Source organism: Streptomyces sp. NPDC027962, assembly GCF_055566095.1.
On record NZ_JBVHTA010000015.1, the window covers coordinates 79,438 to 105,173 of the forward strand.

General features: G+C 71.3%; 18 protein-coding genes and 1 riboswitch. Of the genes, 6 read left to right on the forward strand and 12 right to left on the reverse strand.

Annotation, left to right across the window (positions count from 1 at the left end; genetic code table 11):
- Positions 1-35 precede the first annotated feature (35 nt).
- The gene (gene pcrA / locus ACZ4SA_RS16575) at positions 36-2,501 is read right to left on the reverse strand and encodes a DNA helicase PcrA (protein WP_468274740.1); all 2,466 of its coding nucleotides are present in this window, start codon (positions 2,499-2,501) and stop codon (positions 36-38) included.
- 263 nt (positions 2,502-2,764) lie between these two features.
- Positions 2,765-2,927: riboswitch (cyclic di-AMP (ydaO/yuaA leader) on the forward strand.
- Between the two features lie 2 nt (positions 2,928-2,929).
- Between pcrA and ACZ4SA_RS16580 the strand changes: the two genes are divergently transcribed.
- Entirely contained in the window at positions 2,930-4,093 is a 1,164-nt protein-coding gene (locus ACZ4SA_RS16580; protein ID WP_468274742.1) for a C40 family peptidase, read from the forward strand.
- 144 nt (positions 4,094-4,237) lie between these two features.
- On the opposite strand, the gene ACZ4SA_RS16585 is transcribed toward ACZ4SA_RS16580, so the two are convergent.
- On the reverse strand, positions 4,238-4,591 hold the full coding sequence (locus tag ACZ4SA_RS16585; protein WP_468274744.1) for a hypothetical protein: 354 nt from the start codon (positions 4,589-4,591) through the stop codon (positions 4,238-4,240).
- Between the two features lie 367 nt (positions 4,592-4,958).
- Between ACZ4SA_RS16585 and ACZ4SA_RS16590 the strand changes: the two genes are divergently transcribed.
- Positions 4,959-6,041 (forward strand): C40 family peptidase, encoded by a 1,083-nt coding sequence (locus ACZ4SA_RS16590; RefSeq protein ID WP_468274746.1) that lies wholly within the window; start codon positions 4,959-4,961, stop codon positions 6,039-6,041.
- Positions 6,042-6,215: 174 nt separating this feature from the next.
- Here ACZ4SA_RS16590 and ACZ4SA_RS16595 read toward each other — a convergent pair whose 3' ends face one another.
- Both ACZ4SA_RS16595 and ACZ4SA_RS16600 read right to left on the reverse strand, forming a co-directional pair.
- Positions 6,216-6,905 carry a LuxR C-terminal-related transcriptional regulator gene (locus ACZ4SA_RS16595; protein ID WP_468274749.1) on the reverse strand — a complete coding sequence of 230 codons (690 nt, stop codon included), beginning with the start codon at positions 6,903-6,905 and terminating at the stop codon, positions 6,216-6,218.
- On the reverse strand, positions 6,902-8,191 hold the full coding sequence (locus tag ACZ4SA_RS16600) for a PspC domain-containing protein (protein ID WP_468274751.1): 1,290 nt from the start codon (positions 8,189-8,191) through the stop codon (positions 6,902-6,904). The genes ACZ4SA_RS16595 and ACZ4SA_RS16600 overlap by 4 nt, the downstream gene beginning before the upstream one ends.
- Positions 8,192-8,325: 134 nt before the next feature.
- On the opposite strand from ACZ4SA_RS16600, the gene ACZ4SA_RS16605 reads away from it, so the two are divergent.
- A complete protein-coding gene (locus tag ACZ4SA_RS16605; RefSeq protein ID WP_468274754.1) occupies positions 8,326-9,678 on the forward strand; it encodes a PspC domain-containing protein in 1,353 nt (450 codons plus the stop codon).
- Positions 9,665-9,973 (forward strand): hypothetical protein, encoded by a 309-nt coding sequence (locus tag ACZ4SA_RS16610; RefSeq protein WP_468274756.1) that lies wholly within the window; start codon positions 9,665-9,667, stop codon positions 9,971-9,973. The genes ACZ4SA_RS16605 and ACZ4SA_RS16610 overlap by 14 nt, the downstream gene beginning before the upstream one ends.
- On the opposite strand, the gene ACZ4SA_RS16615 is transcribed toward ACZ4SA_RS16610, so the two are convergent.
- From ACZ4SA_RS16615 to guaA, 4 genes are all read right to left on the reverse strand, one after another.
- On the reverse strand, positions 9,883-10,401 hold the full coding sequence (locus ACZ4SA_RS16615) for a DoxX family protein (RefSeq protein WP_468274759.1): 519 nt from the start codon (positions 10,399-10,401) through the stop codon (positions 9,883-9,885). The genes ACZ4SA_RS16610 and ACZ4SA_RS16615 overlap by 91 nt on opposite strands.
- A gap of 137 nt (positions 10,402-10,538) precedes the next feature.
- A complete protein-coding gene (locus ACZ4SA_RS16620; RefSeq protein ID WP_468274762.1) occupies positions 10,539-11,834 on the reverse strand; it encodes a hypothetical protein in 1,296 nt (431 codons plus the stop codon).
- 96 nt (positions 11,835-11,930) lie between these two features.
- Positions 11,931-12,743, reverse strand: a complete 813-nt coding sequence (locus tag ACZ4SA_RS16625; RefSeq protein WP_468274765.1) for a class II aldolase/adducin family protein — start codon at positions 12,741-12,743, stop codon at positions 11,931-11,933.
- 101 nt (positions 12,744-12,844) lie between these two features.
- Positions 12,845-14,425 (reverse strand): glutamine-hydrolyzing GMP synthase, encoded by a 1,581-nt coding sequence (gene guaA, locus ACZ4SA_RS16630; protein WP_468274767.1) that lies wholly within the window; start codon positions 14,423-14,425, stop codon positions 12,845-12,847.
- A gap of 311 nt (positions 14,426-14,736) precedes the next feature.
- Here guaA and ACZ4SA_RS16635 point away from each other — a divergent pair, with 311 nt between their 5' ends.
- Entirely contained in the window at positions 14,737-15,039 is a 303-nt protein-coding gene (locus tag ACZ4SA_RS16635) for a chorismate mutase (RefSeq protein WP_468274768.1), read from the forward strand.
- A gap of 894 nt (positions 15,040-15,933) precedes the next feature.
- Positions 15,934-17,034, forward strand: coding sequence for an LAETG motif-containing sortase-dependent surface protein (locus ACZ4SA_RS16640; RefSeq protein WP_468274769.1), 1,101 nt, complete (start codon positions 15,934-15,936; stop codon positions 17,032-17,034).
- 108 nt (positions 17,035-17,142) lie between these two features.
- Here the strand turns inward: ACZ4SA_RS16640 and ACZ4SA_RS16645 are convergent, their stop codons facing one another.
- The 4 genes from ACZ4SA_RS16645 to ACZ4SA_RS16660 all read right to left on the reverse strand — a co-directional run bounded on the left by ACZ4SA_RS16645 (position 17,143) and on the right by ACZ4SA_RS16660 (position 25,718).
- Positions 17,143-18,954, reverse strand: coding sequence for a GMC oxidoreductase (locus ACZ4SA_RS16645; protein WP_468274771.1), 1,812 nt, complete (start codon positions 18,952-18,954; stop codon positions 17,143-17,145).
- A 52-nt stretch (positions 18,955-19,006) separates the two neighbouring features.
- Complete coding sequence (locus tag ACZ4SA_RS16650) at positions 19,007-20,623, reverse strand: succinic semialdehyde dehydrogenase (protein ID WP_468274774.1); 1,617 nt, start codon at positions 20,621-20,623, stop codon at positions 19,007-19,009.
- Positions 20,624-20,826: 203 nt separating this feature from the next.
- The gene (locus ACZ4SA_RS16655; protein ID WP_468274776.1) at positions 20,827-22,389 is read right to left on the reverse strand and encodes a serine/threonine-protein kinase; all 1,563 of its coding nucleotides are present in this window, start codon (positions 22,387-22,389) and stop codon (positions 20,827-20,829) included.
- Positions 22,390-22,502: 113 nt separating this feature from the next.
- Positions 22,503-25,718: a protein kinase gene (locus ACZ4SA_RS16660; protein WP_468274779.1), complete on the reverse strand. Its 3,216-nt coding sequence runs from the start codon at positions 25,716-25,718 to the stop codon at positions 22,503-22,505.
- Between the last annotated feature and the right edge of the window lie 18 nt (positions 25,719-25,736).

A 25,736-nucleotide genomic window follows, 5' to 3' on the forward strand; every position in this document is an offset into this window, starting at 1 on the left:
CCCGGTCCTGACAGTGCTCCAGCTCCTCGACGTCGTCAGAGCTTCTCGACCGGCGCGTACCTCAGCAGCAGCCGCTTGGGCTTCTCGTCCCCGAAGTCGATCGTCGCCTGCGCCTCGGAGCCGGAGCCGGTCACCGCCACCACGGTCCCCAGCCCGAACTGGTCGTGGGTGACCCGGTCGCCGACCGCCAGCGAGATCACCGGCTTGTCGCCCGTGCGCCGCGTGGCAAAGCCCGATGCGCCACCGCGCGAGCGGGACGACGACAGGGACGACGCGATACCCGATGTCGGTCCCGCGGGGGCGGCCATCGGGCCCGTCCGCTTCCAGGTCAAATGCTGGCCGGGAATCTCCTCCAGGAAGCGCGACGGCGGGTTGTACGAGGGCTGGCCCCATGCGCTGCGCATCGTCGACCGGGTCAGATAGAGCCGCTCGCGGGCACGGGTGATGCCGACGTACGCCAGGCGCCGTTCCTCCTCCAGCTCCTTCGTCTGCCCCAGCGCCCGCATGTGCGGGAAGACGCCGTCCTCCATGCCGGTCAGGAACACGACGGGGAACTCAAGGCCCTTTGCGGTGTGCAGGGTCATCAGCGTGATGACGCCGGTGCCCTCGTCGTCCTCGTCGGGGATCTGGTCGGAGTCGGCGACGAGCGCCACCTTCTCGAGGAACTCGGCGAGCGTCCCCGCACCTTCCTCCTCGTCGCGCTCCTGCTCGAACTCGAGCGCCACCGCCGCCAGTTCCTGGAGGTTCTCGATGCGGGTCTCGTCCTGCGGGTCCGTGGACGCCTGCAGCTCGGCGAGGTAGCCGGTCCGCTCCAGCACGGCTTCCAGTACGACGGCCGGGCCCGCGCCCGAATCGGCGATCGTGCGCAGCTCCTCCATCAGCACGTTGAACCGCTTGACCGCGTTCGCCGAGCGGGCCGCCATCCCGTACGCCTCGTCGACGCGGCGCAGCGCCTGCGGGAAGGTGATCTTCTCCCGCAGCGCAAGGGCGTCGATCATCGCCTCCGCGCGCTCGCCGATGCCGCGCTTGGGCACATTGAGGATGCGGCGCAGCGGAACGTTGTCCTCGGGGTTGGCGAGGACACGCAGATACGCCAGCACGTCGCGGACCTCCTTGCGCTCATAGAAGCGCACTCCGCCGACGACCTTGTAGGGCAGGCCGACGCGGATGAAGATCTCTTCGAAGACACGCGACTGGGCGTTCGTACGGTAGAAGACCGCGACGTCGCCGGCCTTCGCCTCGCCCGCGTCCGTGAGCCGGTCGATCTCGTCGGCGACGAACTGCGCCTCGTCGTGCTCGGTGTCCGCGACGTAGCCGGTGATCTGGGCGCCGGCGCCCGCGTCGGTCCACAGGTTCTTGGGGCGGCGGGACTCATTGCGCTCGATGACGGCGTTGGCGGCGGAGAGGATCGTCTGGGTGGAGCGGTAATTCCGCTCCAGCAGGATCGTCGTCGCGTCCGGGTAGTCCTCCTCGAACTGGAGGATGTTGCGGATGGTCGCGCCGCGGAAGGCGTAGATCGACTGGTCGGCGTCGCCGACGACGCACAGCTCGGCCGGGTCCAGGTCCTCGCACCCCTTGCCCACCAGCTCGCGCACGAGCGTGTACTGAGCGTGGTTGGTGTCCTGGTACTCGTCGACGAGGACGTGCCGGAAGCGCCGCTGGTAGTGCTCGGCGACATCCGGGAACGCCTGAAGCAGGTGGACCGTGGTCATGATGATGTCGTCGAAGTCCAGGGCATTGGCTTCGCGCAGCCGCGCCTGGTACATCCGGTACGCCTCTGCGAGCGTCTTCTCGAATCCTCCCCCAGAGCCTTCGGCCTGGGAGGTACCACCAACCACCTGGTCGGCGAAGGTCTCCTCGTCGATCAGCTCGTTCTTCAGGTTCGAGATCTTGGCACTGAAGGACTTCGGCGGGAACTTCTTCGGGTCGAGGTCCAGATCGCGGCAGACCAGCGACATCAACCGCTTGGAGTCCGCCGCGTCGTAGATCGAGAACGACGACGTGAAGCCCAGCTTCTTCGACTCGCGGCGCAGGATCCGGACGCAGGCGCTGTGGAAGGTCAGGACCCACATCGCATTGGCACGCGGGCCGACCAGCTGCTCGACGCGCTCCTTCATCTCGCCGGCGGCCTTGTTGGTGAAGGTGATCGCCAGTATCTGGCCGGGGTGGACATGCCGCGTGCCCAGCAGATGCGCGATGCGATGGGTGAGGACCCGGGTCTTGCCGGAGCCGGCACCGGCCACGATGAGCAGCGGTGACCCTGTGTGCACGACGGCCGCACGCTGCTGTTCGTTCAGCCCCTCGAGCAGGGCGGCGGGGTCCACGACAGGGCGCGGGGCGCCGTCGCGGTAGTACCCGTCGCGGGCCGGAGGCACGTCGAACGCGCCCTGGAAGAGGTCGTCCGGAAGCTGCTCCGGAGCCGATTCCTCGGGCGGCGGCGGTTGCTCGTCCCCGTCGGGCTGGAGGTCCGCCAGGAAGCTGTCGTCAAAGAGGCTGCTCATCGCTTAACGAGTCTAGGCGGCCGGACCGACAGCACGTGGCCGCATCGGGACACGAGCAGGACACGAGCAGGGGCACGAGCGGGACACGGTACGTGACGGGACGCATCCGCCCTGCCATCGGCACCCCGGCCGGCGGCCACCCGCCGAAAAAGGTCACGAAAATGTATCGGACATATCGAACATCAACCTTCACAGCACACACACGAGTTGGCTAGCGTGCTCGACCAGGCGGCCCGTACCCCTCCTGGCGAACCACGCCGAACGGGCAGCCTGCGCCGAATCCGGGCTCCTGCCAAAGGAGTTCGGAACCGGGGACCCACCATGCACAACCGGGGTGAATCGGACCGCGCACCACTCGGTCCGTAGGGCGTCTTCCGCTCCGCCCGAACCCGACAGCTAACCCGGTAGGCGGTCCACGGAAGAAGGAGATGCCGGCCTTGGCGTCGCATCGCAAGCCCCGCAGCCGAACCGCAAAGACCTCCCCCGCCGTCGGCTTCACGACGGCAGCACTCGCCGGTGTGACTCTGCTCTCCACGCAGAGCGCGACCGCCGCACCCTCCGATCCGAAGCCCAGCATCGAAGAGGTGCAGAAGAAGGTCGACGACCTGTACCGGCAGGCGGGCAGCGCCACCCAGGAGTTCAACAAGGCCAAGGAAGCCACGGCGGAGAAACGCGCCGAGGTGGACCAGTTGCTCGACGACGCGGCCAAGCGCACCGAGAAGCTGAACGAGTCCCGCCGCGCCCTCGGCAACTACGCGGCCGCCCAGTACCGGACCGGCGCAGTCACGCCCACCGCCGCGCTGATGTTCGCGGACAGCCCGCAGGCGTACTTCGACCAGACGCAGCTGATGGACCGGATGACGGACCAGCAGCGCAGGGCCGTCACCGAATACGAGACCGAGCGGGCGGCGGCTGCCGAGCAGCGCGCGGAGGCGACGAAGCGCCTCGAGTCCCTCACGGACTCCCAGGAGTCCCTGCGCACCAGCAAGAAGACCGTGCAGACCAAGCTCGCCGAGGCGCGCACGCTGTTGTCGAAGCTGACGGCCGAGGAGAAGGCACGGCTCGCCGCGATCGAGCGGAAGAAGGAAGAGGAGGCGCGCCGCAAGGCCGAGGCGAAGGCCAAGGCGGAGGCGGCCGCCCGCGCCGAAGCGGAGGCGGAGGCAGAGCGACAGCGACAGGAGAGCGAGACCACCCCCGACCGTGACACCGGTACCGGTACCGGCACGGACGACGGCACGTATGCGGCCAAGGCCGACAAGGTCCTCGCGTTCGCCCGCAACCAGATCGGCAAGCCGTACGTCTGGGGCGCGACGGGACCCAGCTCGTACGACTGCTCCGGCCTCACCCAGGCCGCGTGGAAGGCCGCCGGGGTGGACCTGCCGCGCACCACCTGGGACCAGGTGAAGGTGGGCTCCCGCGTGGAGACGGCCGGTCTGCTCCCCGGCGATCTGGTCTTCTTCTACGACGACATCAGCCACGTCGGCATCTACATCGGCGACGGCAAGATGATCCACGCCCCCAAGCCGGGCGCGAACGTCCGCGAGGAGTCGATCTACTACATGCCGATCTACGGCAGCGTCCGTCCCGCCTGACGGGGCGCGGACAGGGGACGACCTGACGCACGGATGCCCGGGCGGCCGAGCCGCCCGGGCATCCGTGCGTCAGCCGCGTCGGCCCGGACCTCGTCATGCGGGTCCGGACCGGACCCGCCGCTCAGGTCGGAGCAGCGGTTCCGCTCAGGTCCAGAGCGTGGCGATGAAGATGTCGACCACCGTCAGACCACCGACCGCGCCGAACAGCGCCTTGTCGACCCTCTCCTCGTCCCGCTTCACGTACACCAGGCCGAGGATCACCACCAGCACCGCCAGCTTGATGCCGATCTTGAGGTTGTTCACGCTCTGGTCGTCCGCCTGGTTCAGACCCACCAGCGCCACACCCGTGATCAGCATGGTCAGCGCGCCGTGCAGCATCGGCGCGTTGAAGCGGGCCGTGCCGTCGCGCATCGCCTTCGTCTGGGTCAGGAACCCGCCCAGGAGGGAGGCGATGCCGATGATGTGCAGTGCCACGAAGACATTGATGAGTACGTCCATGGCGGGACTCTAACCGCCGCGATACCACTGGCTGTCGGGCAGGTGGGCGGGTTCGGTCGTATCGGTCGGCGGAGTACCGGAATGCGGGCCCGCGTCGCCGGCACGGCGCTCAGGAACCGATCCCGAACGTCCATCTTCGGAAGTTTGCAGACCTTCCCTCCCGCCCCCGTGACCGCCGGGTTTAGCGTCCTGCTCCAGGTGGCCGACTCCCCACCAGCCGTCGTGCAGCCGGACGGCACTCGGCCGCCACCGCCGAGGATCCGGCGGCGGACCGCTCCCCTGTGCGGCCCGCCGCCGGACCCGAAGGGACCCGATCCGCAGCGACCGGGACCGCCCCGCAGGGACCGAAGGGACGAACCCTCAGGGGATGGCGGCCGGCCGACGGAAGGACGTGGAAGCCCTCGTGGCAGCGCACCGCAAATCCAGGCAGCATCCGCTCACCGGGCCGGCCGTCCGTACTGCGGCCACATTCGCGCTCGCCGGAGCGGCGACCACGACCGCGTTCGGCGGCACAGGGCATGCCGAGCCCCGTCCCACCGCCGCACAGATCAAGGCCCGGGTCGACAGGCTGTACCAGGAGGCGGAGGCCGCGACCGAGAAGTACAACGGCACCAAGGAGCAGGTGGAGAGCGCCCGCCGGTCGCTGGACTCGCTGCGCGACGAGTCCGCCCGCAGGACCGAGCGGCTGAACACCTCCCGCAACGCCCTCGGTTCCATCGCCACCGCCCAGTACCGGGGCGGCGGCCTGGACCCCGGCCTGCAGCTGGCACTCACCTCGGACCCGGACGAGTACCTGGACCGCGCGGCCCGCACCGAACGCGTCGGCGCACGCCACGCGTCGGCGATCGCCGGCGTGCACCGGCAGCTGATGGAGCTCGCACGGCTGAAGACACAGGCCGGCGAACGGATGACCGCGCTGGAAGCACGCCGGGCCGAACTGGCCCGCCACAAGGCCACCGTCCGGGAGAAGCTCTCGGCCGCCGAGCGCCTGCTGTCCGGGCTGACGGCCGAGCAGCGCGCCGCCCACCACGGCGGCGGGGCGGACGCCCCCGCGCGCGCCGGCCGCTCGAGCACACCTCGCGGCCCGCTGCAGGCGCCGGGCAGCCGGGCCGCCCAGGCCGTCGCCTACGCCTACCAAGCGCTCGGCAAGCCGTACGTATGGGGGGCGACGGGCCCCGGCGCCTTCGACTGCTCGGGCCTGACCCAGGCCGCCTGGCGCTCCGCGGGCGTCTCCCTGCCCCGCACGACCTACACGCAGATCAACGCGGGCCGACGCGTCTCGCGCGCCCAACTCGCGCCGGGTGACCTGGTGTTCTTCTACTCGGGCGTCTCGCATGTCGGCCTCTACATCGGCGGCGGCCAGATGATCCACGCTCCGCGCCCCGGCGCCCCGGTCCGCGTCGCACCGATCGACCAGATGCCGTTCGCGGGGGCGACCCGCCCCGCGTAGCGGCCCAGGACGCGGTCCGAAACCCGGTGCCGTACCGTCTGGCCGGGGCCCGGAGACCCGGACACCGAGCGCATCTGCGCCGGCGTCGGCCACACGCGCGTCGGCGACAAGACCGACATGCCCGTGCCGTTGCCGTAGGGCGACTGACGCCCCGTCACATCCGACCGCGGCCCGTCACACCAGACGGCGGGCCGTCGCCCACCGGGTCAGCTCGTGCCGGTTGGACAGCTGCAGCTTCCGCAGCACCGCGGAGACATGCGACTCGACGGTCTTCACCGAGATGAACAGCTGCTTGGCGATCTCCTTGTAGGCGTATCCGCGCGCGATGAGCCGCAGCACCTCGCGCTCGCGCTGGGTGAGCCGGTCCAGGTCCTCGTCGACCGGCGGTGCGTCCGTCGAGGCGAACGCGTCCAGCACGAAGCCGGCCAGCCGCGGCGAGAACACCGCGTCGCCGTCCTGCACGCGGAAGATCGAGTCGACAAGGTCGGTGCCCGTGATGGTCTTGGTGACATAGCCGCGGGCGCCGCCCCGGATCACGCCGATCACGTCCTCCGCGGCGTCGGAGACCGACAGCGCCAGGAACCGCACCGGGTTCTCCGCCGCCGCCATCAGCGAGGCGCAGCGGCGCAGCACCTCGACTCCGCCCCCGCCGGGCAGATGCACGTCGAGCAGGACGACCTCCGGCCGGGTCGCGGTGATCACGGTGACGGCCTGGTCGACATCGGCGGCCTCGCCGACGACCTCGACACCCGTGCGCTCCGTCTGGCCGATCTCGGCCTGCACGCCCGTGCGGAACATCCGGTGGTCGTCGACGAGCACGACCCGCACCCGCCGTTCCGGGCTCACTCCGGCAGTCTCGGTCATCCGTCCGCCCTCTCCATCTCCAGCTCCACTTCCGTACCCTCCCCGGGCACCGAGCGCAGCCGCGCCGTCCCGCCGTTGCGCTGCATACGGCCGATGATCGATTCTCTGACGCCCATCCGGTCCTCCGGTACCGCGTCCGGGTCGAAACCCGGCCCCCGGTCCCGCACGGAGACGAAGACCGTACGGCCCTCGACCTCCGCGTACACCTGCACCGCCCCGCCCGCGCCACCGTACTTGGCGGCGTTGACCATCGCCTCGCGCGCGGCCTGCATCTGTGCGCTCAGCTTCTCGTCGAGCGGGCAGTCGCCGACGACGACGACCTCGAGCGGGACGCCGTGCTTGTCCTCGACCTCGGCGGCCGCCTTCTTGACCGCCTCGGCGAGGGTGTCGGGTTCCTCTTCCTCGTCCTTGCCGGTGCCCTCCGGCTTGTAGAGCCAGTTTCGCAGTTCGCGCTCCTGCGCGCGGGCGAGCCTGCGCACTTCGCCGGCGTCGTCGGCGTTCCGCTGGATCAGGGTGAGGGTGTGCAGTACGGAGTCGTGGACATGGGCGGCGACCTCCGCACGCTCCTGGGCCCGGATGCGCATGGTCCGCTCCTCGGAGAGGTCCTGCGTCATCCGCACCAGCCACGGGCCGGCGAGGAGGGCGACACCGGCGATGACGGCGACCGCGGCGGTCAGGATGTTCCCCAGCTGGGCCGCCGAGCCGCGGACCACCATGAAGACGGTCAGGCCCATCCCGACGAGCGCGACGCCCGCCAGGGCGCGCGCCAGCTGGAGCAGCCGGCGCCGACGGCCGACGTCGGTCCAACGGGCGCGCCGGGCGTTGTCCGCCTGCCGCCAGACCAGGACCACACCGGCGCCGATGAGCAGCGTCGGCCACACGTAGCGGTTGCTGCCGTGCATGTCGACGTTGCCGACGAAGACCGCGGCGCCGAAGAGCAGCGCGACGAGCGCGAAGAGCTGGCCCTTGTCGGGCTTGCGCAGCCGTCGGCGGCCGTCGGACGTGGTCGCGAACACGGAGCGCGGTTCGGCGGCCCGGCCGCCGACGCCGAGCGGCACGACGATCCAGAAGACCGCGTAGAGCACTGCGCCCAGGCCGTCGACCAGGAGCAGTCCGAGGAAGACGAGGCGCACCCAGACGACGGGCAGGCCCAGATGCCCGGCCAGGCCGCGCGCCACACCGCCGAGCATCCGGCCGTCGGCGCTGCGATACAGCCTGCGCAGAGCCGGCTCCTCCGGCAGCGGGGCGCGGGAGGTGCCGGTGGTTCCGGGCGTGGCGACTGGCATGCCCCGATCGTCACACGCGGGGGGCCGGCGCGGTATCAGGGTCGTCCCTCAAACCGACCCTGACACCGGATATCAGGGAACGGCCAGGGTCGGGGCGGGTGCCCTCACGCCGCGCCGCCCGTCACCATGGAGACATGACTGAGCCGACCACCCCACCCGGGGAGCCGCACGCCGACGCGCGGACCCACGCGCGCCCGCAGGCGGACGCGGCGGGCGCCGTGCCGGGCGGCGGCACGCCGTCCGAGGTGCCGCCGCTGCGCCGCTCGCCCCGGCACAAGGTGGTCGCCGGTGTGTGCGGCGGTCTGGGCCGCTACTGCGACGTGGACCCGGTGATCTTCCGGATCGCCATCGGCGTCCTCTCCGTGACCGGCGGCATCGGCCTGATCTTCTACGGGTTCGCCTGGCTGCTGATCCCGTCGGAGGACGACGGGGAGACCGAGTTCCGCCGTCTGCTCTCCGGACGGGTCGACGGCGCGTCGCTGACCGCGGTCCTCCTCGCGCTGATCGGCTGCGGCATCTTCCTCTCCATGCTGGGCAACGGCGGGACGCTGTTCTTCGCGGCGCTGCTGTCGCTGACGGTCGCCGGTGCCGCCGTATGGTCCCAGCGCCGCCTGGTGGCGTCGACGGAGGGCGCCCCGATGGACACCGCCACGGCGCACGCGGTGGCGGAGGCCCCGCCGGAAACGAAGGCGCCGCCCGTTCCGGAGAGCCCGTCCTGGTGGCGCGACCCGATCGTCAAGGACGGCACCACGGGCCCCGTGCCGACCGGGTATCTGTGGGGTCCGGCCTCTGCGGTGGCGGAAGCCGCTGCGCCGACCGCCCCGGCCAGGGGACCGGTGCCGCGGCAGAGCCGGGGCCCGCGGGGCATCGGCGGCCCGGTCTTCCTGCTCGCGCTGCTCGCGGGCGGACTGGGCACCGGGCTCAGCTGGGAGGGTCAGCCGCTGGGCACGGCCCTGCAGATCGGGCTGGTCGCCGCGCTGGCGGTGTTCGGCCTCGGTCTGCTGGTCAGCGCCCTGCTGGGGCGCACGGGCTTCGGCACGATCCTGCTCACGCTCGTCACCGCCGGGATGCTGGCGGCTGCCTCCGCGCTGCCGAAGGACATCGGCACGAGCTGGGGCGAGACGACGTGGCGGCCTGCCGCGGTCACGGCCGTCGAGCCGCTCTACGAACTGGGCACCGGCGCCGGCACGCTGGACCTGTCGGCCGTCGCCGTCCCCGTGGGTACGACGGTGACGACACGGGCCGAGCTCGGTGCGGGTCAGCTCAAGGTTGTGGTGCCCGAGGACGCGCGGGTGGAGGTCAGCGCCGAGGTGGGCATCGGTGACATCCGCCTCCCCTCGGACACGGCGGAGGACATCGACGTCGGCCCGAGCCAGGACCGCAGGAGCACGCTGGCCCCGCCCGCGGGCGTGCAGCCGGGGGGCACGGTGGAGCTGGTTCTGGAAGTCGGCATCGGACAGGTGGAGGTCACCCGTGCAGCGTCATGAGCCGGGGGCCCGCCCGGGCGGTGGGACGGGCCGCGAGTGCCGGCACGAGTTCCGCCCCGCGCGGCTGATCGCCGGGCTGTGCGTGCTGACCGCGGCCCTGCTCTACGGCGGCGACGCCGCGAACGCCTGGCGCACCCCGTGGTGGCTGGCGTTCCCGGTCGTCTTCGGCGGCCTGTTCGTGGCCGGTGTGGTGGCCGCTCTGCACTACGCGGTCCGTCGCCGTGCCGCGATCAGTGCGTCGAGGGAGAACACGGAGGCACCGGCCAGCACCAGCGGCAGCCAGGCCATCAGATAGGCGAGGTCGTTTCCGTAGTAGTACGGATCGGTCTGCCAGCTCACGGTCAGCCACAGACTCAGCGAGATCAACGCCCCGCCGAGGGCGGCGAGCCGCGCGAGCAGCCCGACGAGGATGCCGATGCCGACCGCCAGTTCGCCGAAGGCGATGGCGTAGCCGAAGCCCTCCGGGTTGTTCAGCGCCAGGTCGACGAGGGCGGGCACGGCGGACGAGTCGCGCACGGCGTTCATCAGCTCACCGACGGAGCCGGTGCCGCCGGCCGACATGAAGGCGCTGTCCGTGAGTTTGTCGATGCCCGCGTAGATGAAGGTGACGCCGAGGAAGAGGCGCAGCGGCAGCAGCGCGTATCGCCGGGCCTGCTCCTTCCATCCGCGCGGCCCGTCGTCGAACGTCCCGTATGCCGCTGTCGCCCGATGCGTGTGTGTCATCGCTGGTCCCGCTTTCAGGTTGACCCGTCAGACGACCATACGTACGACGTAGCCGTGCCGCTCACCAGGTTGGCGACACACACTGTGACACGCGGGGCACAAGAAGCACGGGAGGTGCGCGTGGCGTCGGCGGAGGGTCAGTCGGTCACCTCGATGAGGCAGCGGTTGCTCTCCACGCCCGCGGCCGTCACCACCTGCACATCGACCGGCCCGGGCTCCACCTCCACGGGGACCGGCACCGTGAGCACCGTGTCGGTCGGGTTGGCGAAGCCGCCCGGTACGGGGATCAGCGGCACGTGCACATGTACCGCCCCGATGCGTACGACCACGCGGGTCAGCCGGTCCGGCGTACCGGCGCCGGGCGGGACGAAGCCGGTGCCGCGGATCTCGATGTCGTCGCCGGTGCGGATCGGGCCGTCCAGGTCGCCGGCTTCACGGGCCCGCACCACGGACATCACGACGGGCCGGCCGCCCTCCGCGTACTTCGCCGCCAGGTAGGTCGCCGCGGACACCGCCACCAGCAGCGCGACGCCCCAGGGCAGATCGGGCAACTGCCCCGGGCTGCGGGCGAGTCGTACCAGCCCGAACGTCACGGCCGCCGCGCTCACCAGCAGGTACTGCACATCGGCGAAGGCGGCGCGGCCGTCGTCGTCGCAGACCAGGTCGCGAGGGCGGGGCCGGTCCGCCCGCACCTTCTGCAGCCGCCGGCCCTGTACGCGTACCGCGACGACCCGGCGCGCCGTCACGGCGACCGCGCAGACGAGCGCGACGACGAACAGCAGACCGCAGCCCCGGCCGATGGCCATCCCCTCCAAGAGCCGGTCACGGTCTGCGGACGCGGAGTCCCACGCCTGCTGCAGCGTCAGAACCAGGACCGCGCAGCACACGAACAGCATCCAGCCGGCGGCCACGGCGCGGGAGGTGGAGAGCCGGTTGTCCTCGCCGGTCAGCGGAGCGAGCAGGCCGCCCTTCGCCCGATGGGCGTGGGCCGCGCCGGTCAGCAGCCAGGCGGCGACCAGTACCGCCAGGAGACCGGCCGTCCGGGCGCCGGTCCAGCCCGCCCCCATGGCGGTCACGATCTGGCCGAGGGCGAGCACACCGAAGCAGGCCCAGATGACGACCACGGAACGGAGCCGCAGGCTGCGCAGCCGGACCGTGACCGCCGCACGGCCCCGGTCGGAGACGGCACGGGCGGACTGTGTCAGTTCGTCGGACACCCATTGGCGTGAGGCGCCCGGCGAGTGGGCGACCTGCGCGGGCAGGCCGTGGCCGGCGGCCAACTCGTCCCGCAGGGAGATGAATTCGGCCACCGCTCGCCGATGGCTGTCGCGCGCGCCGTGCGCGCACTCGTCGCACCGTCCCGCTTCCTGCACCGCCACGACCGAACGCCACCTCTCCCTGCATCGCACCGGACCAATCGCCGTGTGATGCATGGGAATTGTGCCGTACGCAAACCGCCGCCACCCCGATGGCCGAGGCCAGGGAGGGTGATTCACGATGTCACCGTATTGACGCTCCCCTGCCCTCGCTCACCGCAGCAGCTCCGGCTCCTCCCGGCTGATCTGCCGCCACAGGGGCTGGTAGTTGATCCACGCGGCGAGATCGCCGCCGATCTGTGCGCGCGTGGCCAGCGCCGCCCGATGGCCGATGACCACGGGCTTTCCGGCGGCCCGCGCCGCGAGCTGCACCTGGGCGCAGCGCTCCATGGAGAGGAACCACCATGCGGCGGCATCGACCGAGTCGCCGACCGTCAGCAGCCCGTGGCCCAGCAGTACGACGGCCTTGTACGCGCCGAGCGCCTCGGCGATCCGCCGCCCCTCGTCCTCGTCCACGGCCACACCCGTGTACGCGTCGACCAGCGTGTGGTCCTCGTAGAAGGCGCACGCCTCCTGGGTGATGGGCTCGATCAGCTCGCCGAGCGCCGCGAGCGCCCGCCCGTGCACGGAGTGGGTGTGCGCGACGGCGACCACATCGGGCCGGGCGAGATGCACCCGGGCATGGACCGTGAACGCCGCCTGGTTGACGTGGTGGCGCCCGACGACGACCTGCCCCTTTGCGTTGGCGAGGACCAGATCACCGGCGGACACCTGCGAGAACGGAACCCCGAACGGATTGACCCACAAGCAGTCGACGAACTCGGGGGCCCGCACGGTGATGTGCCCGGACACCCCGTCCTCGTGTCCGAACCGCCCGAACAGCCGCAGCGCCCCGGCCAGTCGCTCCTTGCGGTACGCCCGCTCTTCGACCACGGTTTCATGCTGGGGCGGCATCGCGAACCGCAACTGCTCGACGGGGACGGGCTCGGGTGTCCGGGGCGTCTGCGGCGGTGGCGTCTCGGTCATGGCCGGAAGGTAACGCCGGCCCCTTCAACTGACCAGACACATGCCGAGGCCGCCGCCCACAACGGTGAGCGGCGGCCTCGGCAGTCGAGGGAGCGGGACTGCTACTCCCACTCGATGGTGCCCGGGGGCTTGCTCGTCACATCGAGGACCACGCGGTTCACGTCCGCGACCTCGTTGGTGATCCGGGTCGAGATCTTCGCCAGCACGTCGTACGGCATCCGTGTCCAGTCCGCCGTCATGGCGTCCTCCGACGAGACGGGGCGCAGCACGATCGGGTGGCCGTAGGTGCGGCCGTCGCCCTGGACGCCGACGCTGCGGACGTCGGCGAGCAGCACCACCGGGCACTGCCAGATGTCGCGGTCGAGACCGGCCGCCGTGAGCTCCTCGCGGGCGATCGCGTCCGCCTCGCGCAGCAGGTCGAGGCGCTCGCGCGTGACCTCGCCGACGATGCGGATGCCGAGGCCCGGGCCCGGGAACGGCTGGCGCTGGACGATCTCGTCCGGCAGGCCGAGCTCCTGGCCGACCATGCGGACCTCGTCCTTGAACAGCTTGCGCAGCGGCTCGACGAGCTCGAACTCGAGGTCCTCGGGCAGGCCGCCCACATTGTGGTGCGACTTGATGTTGGCGGTGCCGGTGCCGCCGCCGGACTCGACGACGTCCGGGTAGAGCGTGCCCTGGACGAGGAACGCGACGTCCTCGCCGTGCTCGGCCTCGGCCACGATCTCGGCCTGCGCCTGCTCGAAGACGCGGATGAACTCGCGTCCGATGATCTTCCGCTTCTCCTCGGGGTCACTGACCCCGGCGAGCGCGTCGAGGAACCGCTCCTGCGCGTCGACGACCTTGAGCTGGACGCCCGTGGCGGCCACGAAGTCCTTCTCGACCTGCTCCGTCTCGCCCTTGCGCATCAGACCGTGGTCAACGTACACACAGGTGAGCTGGGAGCCGATGGCCTTCTGCACGAGGGCCGCGGCGACCGCGGAGTCCACGCCACCGGACAGACCGCAGACGGCGCGCTTGGTGCCGACCTGCGCACGGATGGCCTCGACCTGCTCGTCGATGACGTTGCCCGTGGTCCAGTTCGGCTCGATGCCGGCGCCGCGGTAGAGGAAGTGCTCGAGGACCTGCTGGCCGTAGGTGGAGTGCATCACCTCGGGGTGGTGCTGCACGCCGTACAGCTTCTTCTCGTCGTTCTCGAAGGCGGCGACCGGCACGACATCGGTGGACGCGGTGACCGTGAAGCCCTCGGGAGCGGCGGAGCAGGCGTCGCCGTGCGACATCCACACCGGCTGCTCGGCCGGGGTGCCCTCGAAAAGCGTCGAGCTGCTCTTGGAGACATGGAGCGGCGTGCGGCCGTACTCCCGGGCGCCGGTGTTGTCGACCGTGCCGCCGAGCGTCGTCGCCATCAGCTGGAAGCCGTAGCACATGCCGAAGACCGGGACGCCGGCCTCGAAGATCGCGCGGTCCAGGCGCGGCGCGCCCTCCGCGTACACCGACGAGGGGCCGCCGGAGAGGATGATCGCCTTCGGGTTCTTGGCCAGCATCTCCGCCACCGGCATGGTGGACGGGACGATCTCGCTGTAGACCCGGGCCTCACGGACGCGGCGGGCGATGAGCTGGGCGTACTGCGCACCGAAGTCGACAACGAGTACGACGTCGGGGGCGGCAGAGGGTGCTGCTGGCACTGGGGCGGCCTTCCGGCGGGGAGAAAGGGGTCTGCTGTGTCGATTCTACCGGCGCGCCGGTAGGCCCTTTTCATCTCACCATCCGAACCGGGATTGGCTCCCTCGACCGCATCCGGTCCATACTGCTCGCATGCACAAGCAGCTGACCTTCGTCTTTACCTATGGCACCGGCCCGTCCGGCTGCCATGGTCGCGCTGCTTGATCTGCTGAACAGCGACTTCCCAGGCGCCCCGGGCCGAAAAGGCCCGGGGCGCTCTGTCGTTCTCCGGGCCGTGCCGATCCGGGGCCCCACCGACCGAGGAGCCCAAGAGATGAGCATCACCGAGACCGCACGCACCACCACCGAGAAGACCGGGGCCCGCACCGACGAGGCCGCGAACGTGATCACCGGCGCTCGCGAGCGCATCGACGCGCTCGACGACCGCATCATCGGCCTGATCCAGGAACGGATGGCCGTTTCCGCCGTCATCCAGGAGGCCCGGATCTCCTCCGGTGGCCGCCGGGTGAACCTGGCACGCGAGATGGAGGTGCTGGGCCACTACAGGAACGCGCTCGGCAAACCGGGGACGGCGCTCGCGATGACGATGCTGGAGCTGTGCCGGGGCCGGATCTGAACAGAGCCGGGGCCCGGGCCGGGACCGGGACCGGACCACGGCCGGGCTCGGACCGCGCGGGCGGCGTACCCCTGCGTATCTGCGTTCGGGCCCATCCTCACCCGTACGGCGCGTGACGCACCCGATCGGTCTTCGTTGGTCCGGTTGTCCGTGCCAGCCAGGGGCGGGCCTTGAAGGAAACCACGCGTGGCTCCGCTGGAGCGTGTGACGTACTGCAGGTGCGTCGTGGGACCTCGCCCCAGCGCGCGTGACCGGTCGGCAGGGGACAGCAGCCCGGTCACCCAAAGGCGGTCGGCTCCGGGGACGCCCGGAGCCGACCGCATCCGGTGAGAGACAGCCCGGCCGGCACAGATGCAGCACGAGCAGGTCCCCTCTGCACACCCACATCGCCGAAGGCCGAATGCCCATCGGGCGCCACCCGTACCCCGGAGCCGTCGACACCTCCCCGACGCGGCGCAAGCCCCCGGCACCGCGCCCCGGCACCGGCGCTGCCCTGACGCCGGTGCCGACCGGAAGGGCCCCGCGGACGCGATGTCCACGGGGCCCTTCGCGACACGGAAGCGGGGTCGGACGGGGCGGCGGAGACGGGCCACCACGACGAGCACCCCGAGCCGCCGACGAGCACGTCGACGGTGTGCCCGTCGAAGACGAGACCGTTGCCCTGGCCGGTCACCTTGATCCTGTCGAAGTCGCAGGCCTTGTTCCGGCCATGGGCGTGGGGCGTGGTGCAGGTCACATAAACATCCTGTGAGTTCGCGTGCAACCAATCACCGTGGTCGCAGGTCATGCATGCGTAACAACGACCTCACGTGTTCGCGCCCAGGTGGTGCCCGGGGGGGTCCGAATCAGCCTTCGTGCCGCTTCCCGCGGTGCCCAGACTTCACTGAGGTCTCAATGAAGCTTCGCCGCGCCATGGCCCTCGCTGCTGCGACGGCCGTCATCGCACCCGCCACGTTCCTGGCGGCGCCGGCTGCCTACGCGACGACCAGCACCACCCCGCTCACGACCGAGACGGGCCCCGACACGCCGGGCACCGAAGACCCGAAGGGTGAGACTCCGGACACGGAGACCCCCGACACCGAGACCCCGGACAGCGAGACCCCGGACACCGAGACGCCCGACACCGAGATCCCGGACACGGAGACCCCCGACGAGGAGACCCCCGACGAGGAGACCCCGGACGAGGAGACCCCGGACACGGAGACGCCCGACACCGAGATCCCGGACACGGAGACCCCCGACACCGAGACCCCCGACACCGAGACCCCCGACGAGGAGTTCCCGCCGTACTGCGAGGAGCTGGACGAGAACTTCGAAGAGAAGGCACTCGGCCTCGAGCTCTCCGGCCTGCCGGGCAAGATCGTCGCCGGCAGCGGCTGGGAGGACTTCAACCTCACCATCACCAACAACTCGAAGGCAGACCTCAAGGACGTCGCCTTCTACGCCGAGGTCGAGAACGACGAACTCGACGAGGACAAGTGGCTCAGCAAGTATGTCGAGCTGCAGTTCCGCCTTCCCGGCACCAACCAGTGGGAGCGGATCGGCGACGAGAACTGGGCCGGGGACTATTTCTGGGGCGTCGAGACGATGAAGTCCAAGGACTTCGTGAAGATCGACCTCCGCATCAACATCGCCAAGGACGCGCCGGCTGCTGCCAGCTACTCCTTCGGTACCGGCGGCTACCTGGGTGACGTCGAGGGTCAGGAGTGCATCGCCGAGAGCGCGGGCGCCTGGGCCGATTTCACCGTCCTGAAGCCGGGATCCCCGAACGAGAACCCGGGCGAGGCCAAGCCGGGCGAGGGCAAGCCGGGCGACAAGGGCCCCGGCCCGAAGCCGCAGGGCGGCGTCAAGGAGCTCCCGGTCACCGGCAACCTCGCCGAGACCGGTTCCGACTCGAGCCTGCCCGTCATCGGCGCGGTCGGCGGTATCGCCGTCCTCGCCGGCGCCGGTGTGGTCTTCGCCATGAAGCGCCGCCGTGGTGACGCCACCGCGTAACGGCTGATGCCTGACGCCTGACGTTCACGCTCAGGCCAGGCTCCTGAAACCACAAGGGCCGCTGCACTCGGAGGGGGGTGCAGCGGCCTTCGTGCGTCCGGAGCAGGGTCACTTCTTCGGCGGGAGCGCCGGCATGCCCAGGAACGGCAGCTTCAGCGCGCCGAAAGCGTCCGCCGGGACCGCCGGTGACTTGGGCGCCACCGGGGTCAGGCGTTCGTAGGCCGTGCCCTGCGCCGGGCGCGGGTCCTGCTCGCCGTTGTTGGGCCAGAAGGACATGGCACGTTCCGCCTGGGCGGTGATGGTCAGCGACGGATTGACTCCGAGGTTCGCGGAGACCGCCGAGCCGTCCACCACCGAGATACCGGGGTGGCCGTAGAGCCGGTGGTACGGGTCGATGACACCGTCCGCCTCCGTGGCGCCGATCGGGCAGCCGCCCAGGAAGTGCGCGGTGAGCGGAGTACCCATCAGCTCGCCGATGTTGCTGCCCGCGAAGCCGTTGATCTCCTCGGCGAGCAGCGACGCGGCACGGGTGGCCTCGGGGATCTGGTTGGGGTTCGGGGCGCCGTGGCCCTGGCGGGCGGTGAGCAGGCCCTTGCCGATGCCCTTCGGCTTGCGGTAAGTGGTCAGCGAGTTGTCCAGGGACTGCATGACCAGACCGATGATGGTCCGCTCGGACCAGCGCCGGTTCGACAGTGCGCGCACCGCGCGCCACGGGTGCCGTGCCATGTTGCCGAGCCAGCCGACGACCCGGCCCTTCACCCGGTAGGGCACCTGGAGGACGGTCATGCCGCCCATCGCGTTCGATCCCCTGCCGTAGCGGACCGGTTCGATGTGGGTGTTCGCGTCCGGGTGGATCGACGAGGTGATCGCGACGCCGCGTGTGAAGTCGACCCGCTCCGCGCCGTGCCGCTTGCGGTACCGCCGGTTGTCGGTCTGGGCGCCGACGAGGGCTTCGGAGTTGGTCCGGGTCAGCTCGCCGAGCCGCGACGAGAGGCGCGGCAGCAGGCCGCCGTCCTTCATCCGGTGCAACAGCGTCTGGGTGCCGTACGTTCCCGCGGCGACGACGACCCGGCGGGCGGTGAACGTGCGGCCCTTGCCCTTCCGCCTGTTGTCGCTGGGCAGGGTAAGGATCTCGAAGCCGCCCCGGGAGTCCTCGGTGACGGCGACGACGGACGTCATGGGGTGGACGACCGCGCCAGCCTTCTCGGCCAGGTAGAGGTAGTTCTCGTTGAGGGTGTTCTTCGCACCGTGCCGGCAGCCCGTCATGCACTCCCCGCACTCGCTGCACGCCTTGCGGGAAGGGCCGGCTCCGCCGAAGTAGGGGTCGGCGACCTCCTCGCCGGGCCTCGCCGTCACCGTTCCGCCGGCGTCCTCACCGTCGCCGAAGAACACTCCGACCGGCGCCATGTGGAAGCTGTCGCCGACGCCCATCGCCTCCGCGGTCGCCTTCAGATGCACGTCGGACGGTGTCATCGTCGGGTTGAGCCGCACCCCGAGCATGCGCCGGGCCTGGTCGTAGTAGGGCTTCAGCTCGTCCTGCCAGTCCGTGATGCCCTTCCACTGCGGGTCGTTGAAGAACGGCGCGGGCGGCACATAGAGGGTGTTGGCGTAGTTGAGCGACCCGCCGCCGACGCCCGCTCCGGCCAGCACCATCACATTGCCGAGCAGATGGATGCGCTGGATGCCGAACAGGCCGAGGGCGGGTGCCCAGAGGTAGTTGCGCAGGTCCCAGGAATTCTTCGGCAGGGACTCGCGGGTGAAGCGCCGGCCGGCCTCGAGCACGCCGACCCGGTAGCCCTTCTCGGTCAGCCGGAGAGCGGAGACGGAGCCGCCGAAGCCCGAGCCGACGACGATCACGTCGTAGTCGTACGAGTCGTCGCCGGCCTCTTCCTGATTTCGGGCAGGGGGTACCTCGGACATGGCTCTCCTCGTGAACTGTTCGGGCGTGCGGGTGCGGTCGCGGGCGGGCGGGTCAGCGCAGGCGGAGGGCCTTCATCGCCTTGAGGCTGACGCTCATGAGGGCCGCGTACCTCTCGTCGTCCATGCCGAACGACGGGGCCAGCGGCAGCAGTCGCTGCTGCGCCACGGTCTGCGCCTCCGTGTACTTGAGTATGCCCTCGGAGCCGTGGCGCCGGCTGAGTCCGGAGTCCTTCATGCCGCCCATCGGCGACTGGACGCTGCCGTACGCGGGTGCATAACCCTCGTTGATGTTGACCGTCCCGGTGCGCAGCGCGGCGGCGACGGCGTGGCCGCGCTTCGCGTCCTTGGTCCAGACGCTGGAGTTGAGGCCGTAGGGCGTGGCGTTGGCCTGTGCGACGACGTCGTCCTCGTCCGTGAAGCGGTAGATGGAGACGACGGGGCCGAAGGTCTCCTCCGTGCACACCGCCATCGGCGCCTCGACACCGTCGAGGATGGTGGGCTCGTAGAAGAGCGGGCCGATGTCGGGCCGGGCGACTCCGCCCGCGACCAGCTTGGCGCCCTTGGCGACGGCCTCCTCGACGTGGCGGGTGACGGTCTCGAGCTGGCGCTCTCCGACGAGGGAGCCCATGTCCGCCCCGTACGCGAGGGAGTTGCCGAGACGCATCGCCTTGGTACGGGCGGCGAAGCGGGCGACGAAGTCGTCGGCGATCGACTCGTGCACGTACAGCCGCTCGATGGAGATGCACAGCTGACCCGCGGAGGAGAAGCACGCCCGGACGGCCCCCGCGGCGGCCTTCTCCACGTCCGCGTCGTGCAGCACCAGCATGGCGTTCTTTCCGCCGAGTTCGAGGGAGACGCCGACCAGGCGGGCCGCGGCGCCCTTGGCGACCTCGCGGCCGGTGCGGGTGGATCCGGTGAAGGAGACGTAGTCGGCGTGCTTGACGACCTCGGGGCCCACGACGGGGCCGTCGCCGATGACGACCTGGAAGACCTCGGCGGGCAGGCCGGCCTCGATGAGCAGGTCACGTGCCCACAGCGCGGTGAGCGCGGTCTCGGTGTCGGGCTTCATCACGACGGCGTTGCCGGTGACGAAGGCGGGCAGCGCGTCGCCGACGGACAGCTCCAGCGGGTAGTTCCAGGGTGCGATCTGGCCGACGACGCCACGCGGGTGGCGCAGCTCGGTCGTCTTGGTGAGCACGGGCACCACACCGGTGTGCCGCTTCGGCTTCAGATACGCGGGCGCCTTGCGCCCGTAGTGGCGCGCGGCGACGGCGACCGCCTGCACCTCCTCGTGCGCGTGCAGCCGGGCCTTGCCGGTCTCCAGCTGTATCAGGTCGAGGACCTCGGCCTGGCGCTCCAGGATCAGGTCGTGGAAGCGCAGCAGGACGGCCGCACGGGCACGGACGGGTGTGGCGGCCCACACCGCCTGGGCTGCGCGGGCGCGTTCGAAGGCGGTGGCGACGTCCTGCGGGGTGGACTCGGGGAGCTCGGCCAGCTGCTCACCGGTGAACGGCGTGTGGTTGGCCGTACGGCCGGAGCCGACGACACCCTTGGTCAGCTGGGCGACCACTTCAGGGGTCACCACGTCGGCGGCGGTGCGCGCGCCCGCCGGGGCGGCGGCGGTCGGGTTGGTGCCGAGGGCGGCCGTGGTGGCCTGCGAGTCCGTCATGGGGTGGAGAGTAGGCCCCGATCGGCCGTTTGGATACCCGTCGGTAACAGCTTTTCACCATCCGCACACGACCGTGCCAGTGATTGCTGGCACATAAGCCCTGATCAGGGGCTATGCCTGGGTCCCACCGGCTTTCAGGGCCGGATGAACGGATTCGTGGTCGCGCGATGGCTGAATCCTGGGCGGATCCCCGGAGGCACGGGTCACTGCTGCACGGGCCGCCATCCGCGCAGCATGATGTCGAACTGCTCGCGGGTCTTGGTCCAGTCCGCCGCGGGGCCCGACATGTAGAGGGCGTACTCCGTGCCGTCGTCCTCGTAGTACATCTGGTCGATCGCCCGCCGGGGCCCGGGGTGCTCCTTGCTCTCCGTCCAGGTGAACTCCCAGAGCGCGGAGTTCGTCTGGCCCCGGAAGGTGTTGGGATGCAGTTGCACGCGGCGGTACTCGGGCAGCCGCGTCTCGAGGCTCTTCTGCATGTCGAGCATGTGCATGTAAGGGTTTTCGTGGTCGGGCGCCGGATCGATGCTGATACGGATGCGATGACGGCCGTTGTCCGGCGTGTAGTCGATCTGATTGCCGTCCATCTGGCGCCGCCAGCCCTCCGGGACCCAGAGACTGAAGCCCTCCGGGTCGACGACGCGCTCCCAGCCCTTCGGGAGACCCGAGGCGCCCCCCGGCTCGCCGGCCTGTGTGCCGCCCGACTGCGCCCCACCGGTCTCCGTCCCCGCGCGGTCGCCACCGTTCGCGTACTGCATGGCCAGGCCCGCACCGCCGCCGACCACAGCCGCGAGCAGCACGACGGCCAATGCCCTGCGCAGACGGCCGGCACGGCGGGGTGCGGCCGGCGCCGGTGCCGTACCGGACCCCGGCCCGGCGACCGGCCGCGGCATCCGCTGCGCCGGCACGCGGATCCGTTCCGTGGCGGCCGGTGCGCGCCCCTCCATGGCGTCCGTCAGCATCCGCTCCGCCTCGACCGCCGAGGGCCGGGCGGCGGGATCCTTGCGCAGCAGAGCCATGATCACGGGTCCGAGCCGGCCGGCCCGCTTCGGCGCGGGCGGTTCCTCGTCGACCACTGCCTGCATGGTCGACAGCGGCGACGAGCGCCGGAACGGCGACTCCCCCTCCACCGCGGCGTACAGCGTCGCGCCCAGCGACCACAGATCGGACGCGGGCCCGGGGTCGTGGCCGCGCACGCGCTCCGGCGCGAGGTAGTCGATCGAACCGACGATCTCCCCGGTCCGGGTGATCGTCGCGTCCCCCTCGATGGCCGCGATCCCGAAGTCCGTGATCAGCGCGCGGCCGTCCTTGCCGAGCAGCACGTTGGCGGGCTTGATGTCGCGGTGCAGCACGCCGGCGGCGTGCGCGGCGCTCAGCGCGCGGAGGATGTGCAGCCCGATCCGGGCAGCTTCCGTCTCGTCGATCCCGCCAGGCTCCTTGGCGGCGTCCGCGAGTGACGGCCCGTCGACGTACTGCATGACGATCCAGGGGCGTGCGTCGTGCTCGAGCACATCGTGGACGGTGACGACACCAGGATGGCTGATCCGCGCGGCCGCCCGCGCCTCCTTCTGGGTACGGGCGTGCAGGACGATCCGGTCCGCCTCTGAAACGTACAGACCCGCCGTCAACTCCTTGATGGCGACTACTCTGTGCAACACCTCGTCATGGGCGCGCCATACCTTGCCCATGCCTCCGCGTCCGATGGTCTCGCCCAGCCGGTAGCGCCCGGCGAGCAGCAGACCGGCGCCTGTGCTGTGAGTGTGTTCCACGTACCCCGTCCCGTTTCTTGGAATGCCAGGTTACGGAGGGGATGTACGGACACGGAACCTCGGACGCCTCAAGTGACCGCACTGTGATGCGCGTTCCGTGCGCGACCGCGCACTCAGCGGGTGGCCCGGTAACTGGCCGTGGCCTGCTCGAAGATCTCGGTCACATTGTCACGCTGTGCTTCCGGGCCGATCACCTGGACGACGTGGTACGCGCCGTCGACGGCGAGCGCGAGGTTACGCACATACACATCACGGCCGTTGCTGTCCTGCCAGGTGAACTGCCCCTCGGCCATGGACTGGCGGCCGACGTCGATCCGGCGCAGCCCGCTCGCGGTGGCCCATGACGAGTCACGGAAGGGCTGGAGCTCCGGCTCCTTGTCGCGCTGATAGGCGAGCGGATCGTCGCCGTTCGCCTGCACCGTGTCCCGCCCCGGCACGATGATGAGAGTGAAATCGTCACCTGTGTAGCGGACTTGACCTGCGTCATTGATCGGGCGGCGCTGCCAGGCCTTGTCGACGACGACCTCGAAGCCCTCCGGATCCTTGCGGAGGACATAACCCTCCGGCAGATCGCCCGCCGGGGCGGAGGTCTGGGGCTGCTGGGATCCCGGGGTGCCGCTGGGCGCGGGTCCCGGAGGCTGACCGCCGCCCGTACGGCCCGGACTCGGTGCCGACTCCGACTCCGACTCCGCCCCCGACTCCGACTGCTGCGCGCCCGCGTTCTGGCCTTCACGCGGCCCCTGTTGATCGTCGGCCTTCGGCATGAACAGCACCGCGTAGGCGATGGCGGCCACCAGCGCGAGCAGGATCAGCACCAGGAGGGTGCGGCCGAGCGCGCGCGGCTTGCGCCTGCCCTGGTCGCCGTACGACCGCCTGTAGGACGGCTCGTACGACTCCTCGTACGAGTGGTCGAACGACTGCCGGGGTGCCTGCCGCCCGGTCCGCCGGTCCGCCTCCCCGGGCAGGTCGACCACGGCCCTCTGCCGGTCCCGGCCCTTGGCCTTCTTGTGGCGGTGACGTCCGTGAGCCGCGTCCGACCCGCCCCCGCGGCGCCTGCGCACGAGCTCACCCCTGCGGCGCACGATCGGGAGCCGTGAACCGTCCACCGAGCCGGGCGGCAGCGGCACAACATCCATACCGGCCTCGGGCTCGGGCGCCGAACGCACAAGAGAACGCAGCCAGCCGCGCAGCTCCTCGAAGTCCGGGCGCTCGGTGGGATCCTGACGCAGCAGCGACTCGACGACGGGGCGCAGGGGGCCGCACTCCTCGGCGAACGCGGGCGGCTCCGCGCACACGAGCTGGACGAGCTCGGCGGCGCTCTCCTCCGGATAGGGAGCGTGCCCCTGTACGGCGCGGTAGAGCAGCGCGCCCAGAGCCCACAGGTCCGTCGCCGGGCCGACGGGCGCGGCGAGCTGCCAATTCTCGTGGACCGGGCCCGCCTGCTCGGGCGCCCACCGTTCCGTCACGGCCCCGACGACGGTGATCCGCGCCTGGCGTGCGCGCTCGGCGGCCAGCGGCGTGGCCGGTCCCCGGTAGGCGGGGGCGCTGCCGCCCGCGACGACCTCTTCCCAACGGCCGGCCGATGCGCTGCCGGCCGCCTGTGCGGGGAGGCGCTGGGCGTCGGCGCGCAGGGCGTCCCCGCCGCGGTCCCAACTGCTGCCCGCGGTACCGCCCGTGCGGGCCGGGGGCAGCGCGGGGCGCGGGCCGCCGGGGGGCCCGCCGCCGATGCCGGTGCCGTGACCGGCCTGGCTGCCCCGGCTGCCCTGGCCGCTGTCCGCACGGGCGACGGGCAGCGCGGGCGGGACTGCACGGCCGCGGCCGGTCTCCGCCTGGCGCACGCCGTAGGGGTCGTCGCGATACGGATCGTGGCGGCGGGCACCGGGGAGCGGCGGGCGCCCGGCGATGCCGCGAGGTCCGCCGCCGCCACCGCCGACGGGCAGCGAACCGGGGCCTTCACGGCCGCCGAAGGGTGCGTCCTGCCAGGCCCCGGCGAGCCGCACCCGGTTGGGCCCGTCCGCCTCGTCCGTCCCGTTCTCGTCCCCGCGCTGTGAGCCCTCACGATCGTTGTCATCGCCGTACTCGTCGCCCTCGACGGGGCCTTCGCGGTACCGGCGCACCCCGTACCCCTCGCCGCGTCGCGCGCTCCCGCGGTACCCGGCGTCAACGTCCCGCTCGCCGTCGAACCGGCCGCCGGCGTACGCATCCCCGCCGAACCGGGTCCCGCCGTCCTGGTCGTCGGCATACCGGCCGCCTGCGTACGCGTCCCCGCCGAACCCGGCGTCACCGTCACGGCCACCGCCGTACGCGTCCCCGCCGAACCCGGCGTCACCGTCACGGCCACCGCGGCCGAAGTCCCCGGTGTCGTCGGTGAGGGCGCCGGGGCCCAGTGGGTCGAAGTTCGGGTCGTCGTCCTCCTCGCGGCCCCCGCCGAGCCCGAGCAGCCCGCCTCGCCTCTCCTCCGGCCGGTGGGCCCACCAGTCCGGGTCGAGGCCGCTCTGCACCGGACGGTCGTCGTGCTCGGTGCCGTCCTCGTGCGACCGGTCCTCGTTGACCCGTGCTCCTGCCCGCGCGCCCGCGCGGTACGCCGCGATCGCCCCGGCGCGTGCGGCGCGCACATCAGGCGCGCCGCCTGCCTGCCGGGGCAGTTCCGGCCGGGTGGTCCCGTCGTCCGGCTCCCCATCCAGGCCGAGGCCGGGCTCGGGCTGTTCCAACTCCGCCTCAAGCCCGGGCACGGGCGCGTACCCACACAGCGCCTCCTCCGCCGCGCCCGACGCCAGGCCGGTGAGCACCACACGCCCGTCCTCGCAGACGAGCACCGTCCGCACGGTGATGTTGCGGTGCGTCCAGCCGTGCGCGTGCAGGACGCGCAGGGCGGTGAGGACATCGGAGGCGATCTCGGCCGCCCGGTAGGGGCTGAGCGGCTTCTCCGCGAGAAGCGCCGCGAGCGGCCGGGCGGCGACCCGTTCACTCACTATCCAGAGCGAACCGTCCTCCGCGAAAACGTCGAAGACCTGGTCCAACCGCGGATGGTCGGGGATCTGCGCGGCCGCCTGAGCCGCCTCAACGGCTCTGCGCACCGTCGGGTCCGTGGGCCGTCGTGTCGTGCCGCCTCTGCTTCCCGAGGTCCGATAGGACACCGCGGCGCCGGCGAGGTCGTCGGCGTCGAGCACCTCGGCTTCCACGACCTCCGGCAACGGCACCTGGCGCACCAGCACTTCGTGCCCGCTGTAGGTGTCAAAGGCGCGGGTCTCGGCCAGTTCGAACGCGTCGGACGGCGGCAAGGGCAGGCGGTAGCGGTCGGCGAGCACCCGTCCCGCATAGTCGTCCACGACGCCTCCCCACAAGCG

Bases quoted from the DNA above. Each gene is read 5' to 3' on its own strand.
- pcrA (WP_468274740.1), bottom strand. From the start codon at position 2,501: ATGAGCAGCCTCTTTGACGACAGCTTCCTGGCGGACCTCCAGCCCGAC.
- ACZ4SA_RS16580 (WP_468274742.1), top strand. From the start codon at position 2,930: ATGCCGGCCTTGGCGTCGCATCGCAAGCCCCGCAGCCGAACCGCAAAG.
- ACZ4SA_RS16585 (WP_468274744.1), bottom strand. From the start codon at position 4,591: ATGGACGTACTCATCAATGTCTTCGTGGCACTGCACATCATCGGCATC.
- ACZ4SA_RS16590 (WP_468274746.1), top strand. From the start codon at position 4,959: ATGGCGGCCGGCCGACGGAAGGACGTGGAAGCCCTCGTGGCAGCGCAC.
- ACZ4SA_RS16595 (WP_468274749.1), bottom strand. From the start codon at position 6,905: ATGACCGAGACTGCCGGAGTGAGCCCGGAACGGCGGGTGCGGGTCGTG.
- ACZ4SA_RS16600 (WP_468274751.1), bottom strand. From the start codon at position 8,191: ATGCCAGTCGCCACGCCCGGAACCACCGGCACCTCCCGCGCCCCGCTG.
- ACZ4SA_RS16605 (WP_468274754.1), top strand. From the start codon at position 8,326: ATGACTGAGCCGACCACCCCACCCGGGGAGCCGCACGCCGACGCGCGG.
- ACZ4SA_RS16615 (WP_468274759.1), bottom strand. From the start codon at position 10,401: ATGACACACACGCATCGGGCGACAGCGGCATACGGGACGTTCGACGAC.
- ACZ4SA_RS16620 (WP_468274762.1), bottom strand. From the start codon at position 11,834: ATGCATCACACGGCGATTGGTCCGGTGCGATGCAGGGAGAGGTGGCGT.
- ACZ4SA_RS16625 (WP_468274765.1), bottom strand. From the start codon at position 12,743: ATGACCGAGACGCCACCGCCGCAGACGCCCCGGACACCCGAGCCCGTC.
- ACZ4SA_RS16635 (WP_468274768.1), top strand. From the start codon at position 14,737: ATGAGCATCACCGAGACCGCACGCACCACCACCGAGAAGACCGGGGCC.
- ACZ4SA_RS16640 (WP_468274769.1), top strand. From the start codon at position 15,934: ATGAAGCTTCGCCGCGCCATGGCCCTCGCTGCTGCGACGGCCGTCATC.
- ACZ4SA_RS16645 (WP_468274771.1), bottom strand. From the start codon at position 18,954: ATGTCCGAGGTACCCCCTGCCCGAAATCAGGAAGAGGCCGGCGACGAC.
- ACZ4SA_RS16650 (WP_468274774.1), bottom strand. From the start codon at position 20,623: ATGACGGACTCGCAGGCCACCACGGCCGCCCTCGGCACCAACCCGACC.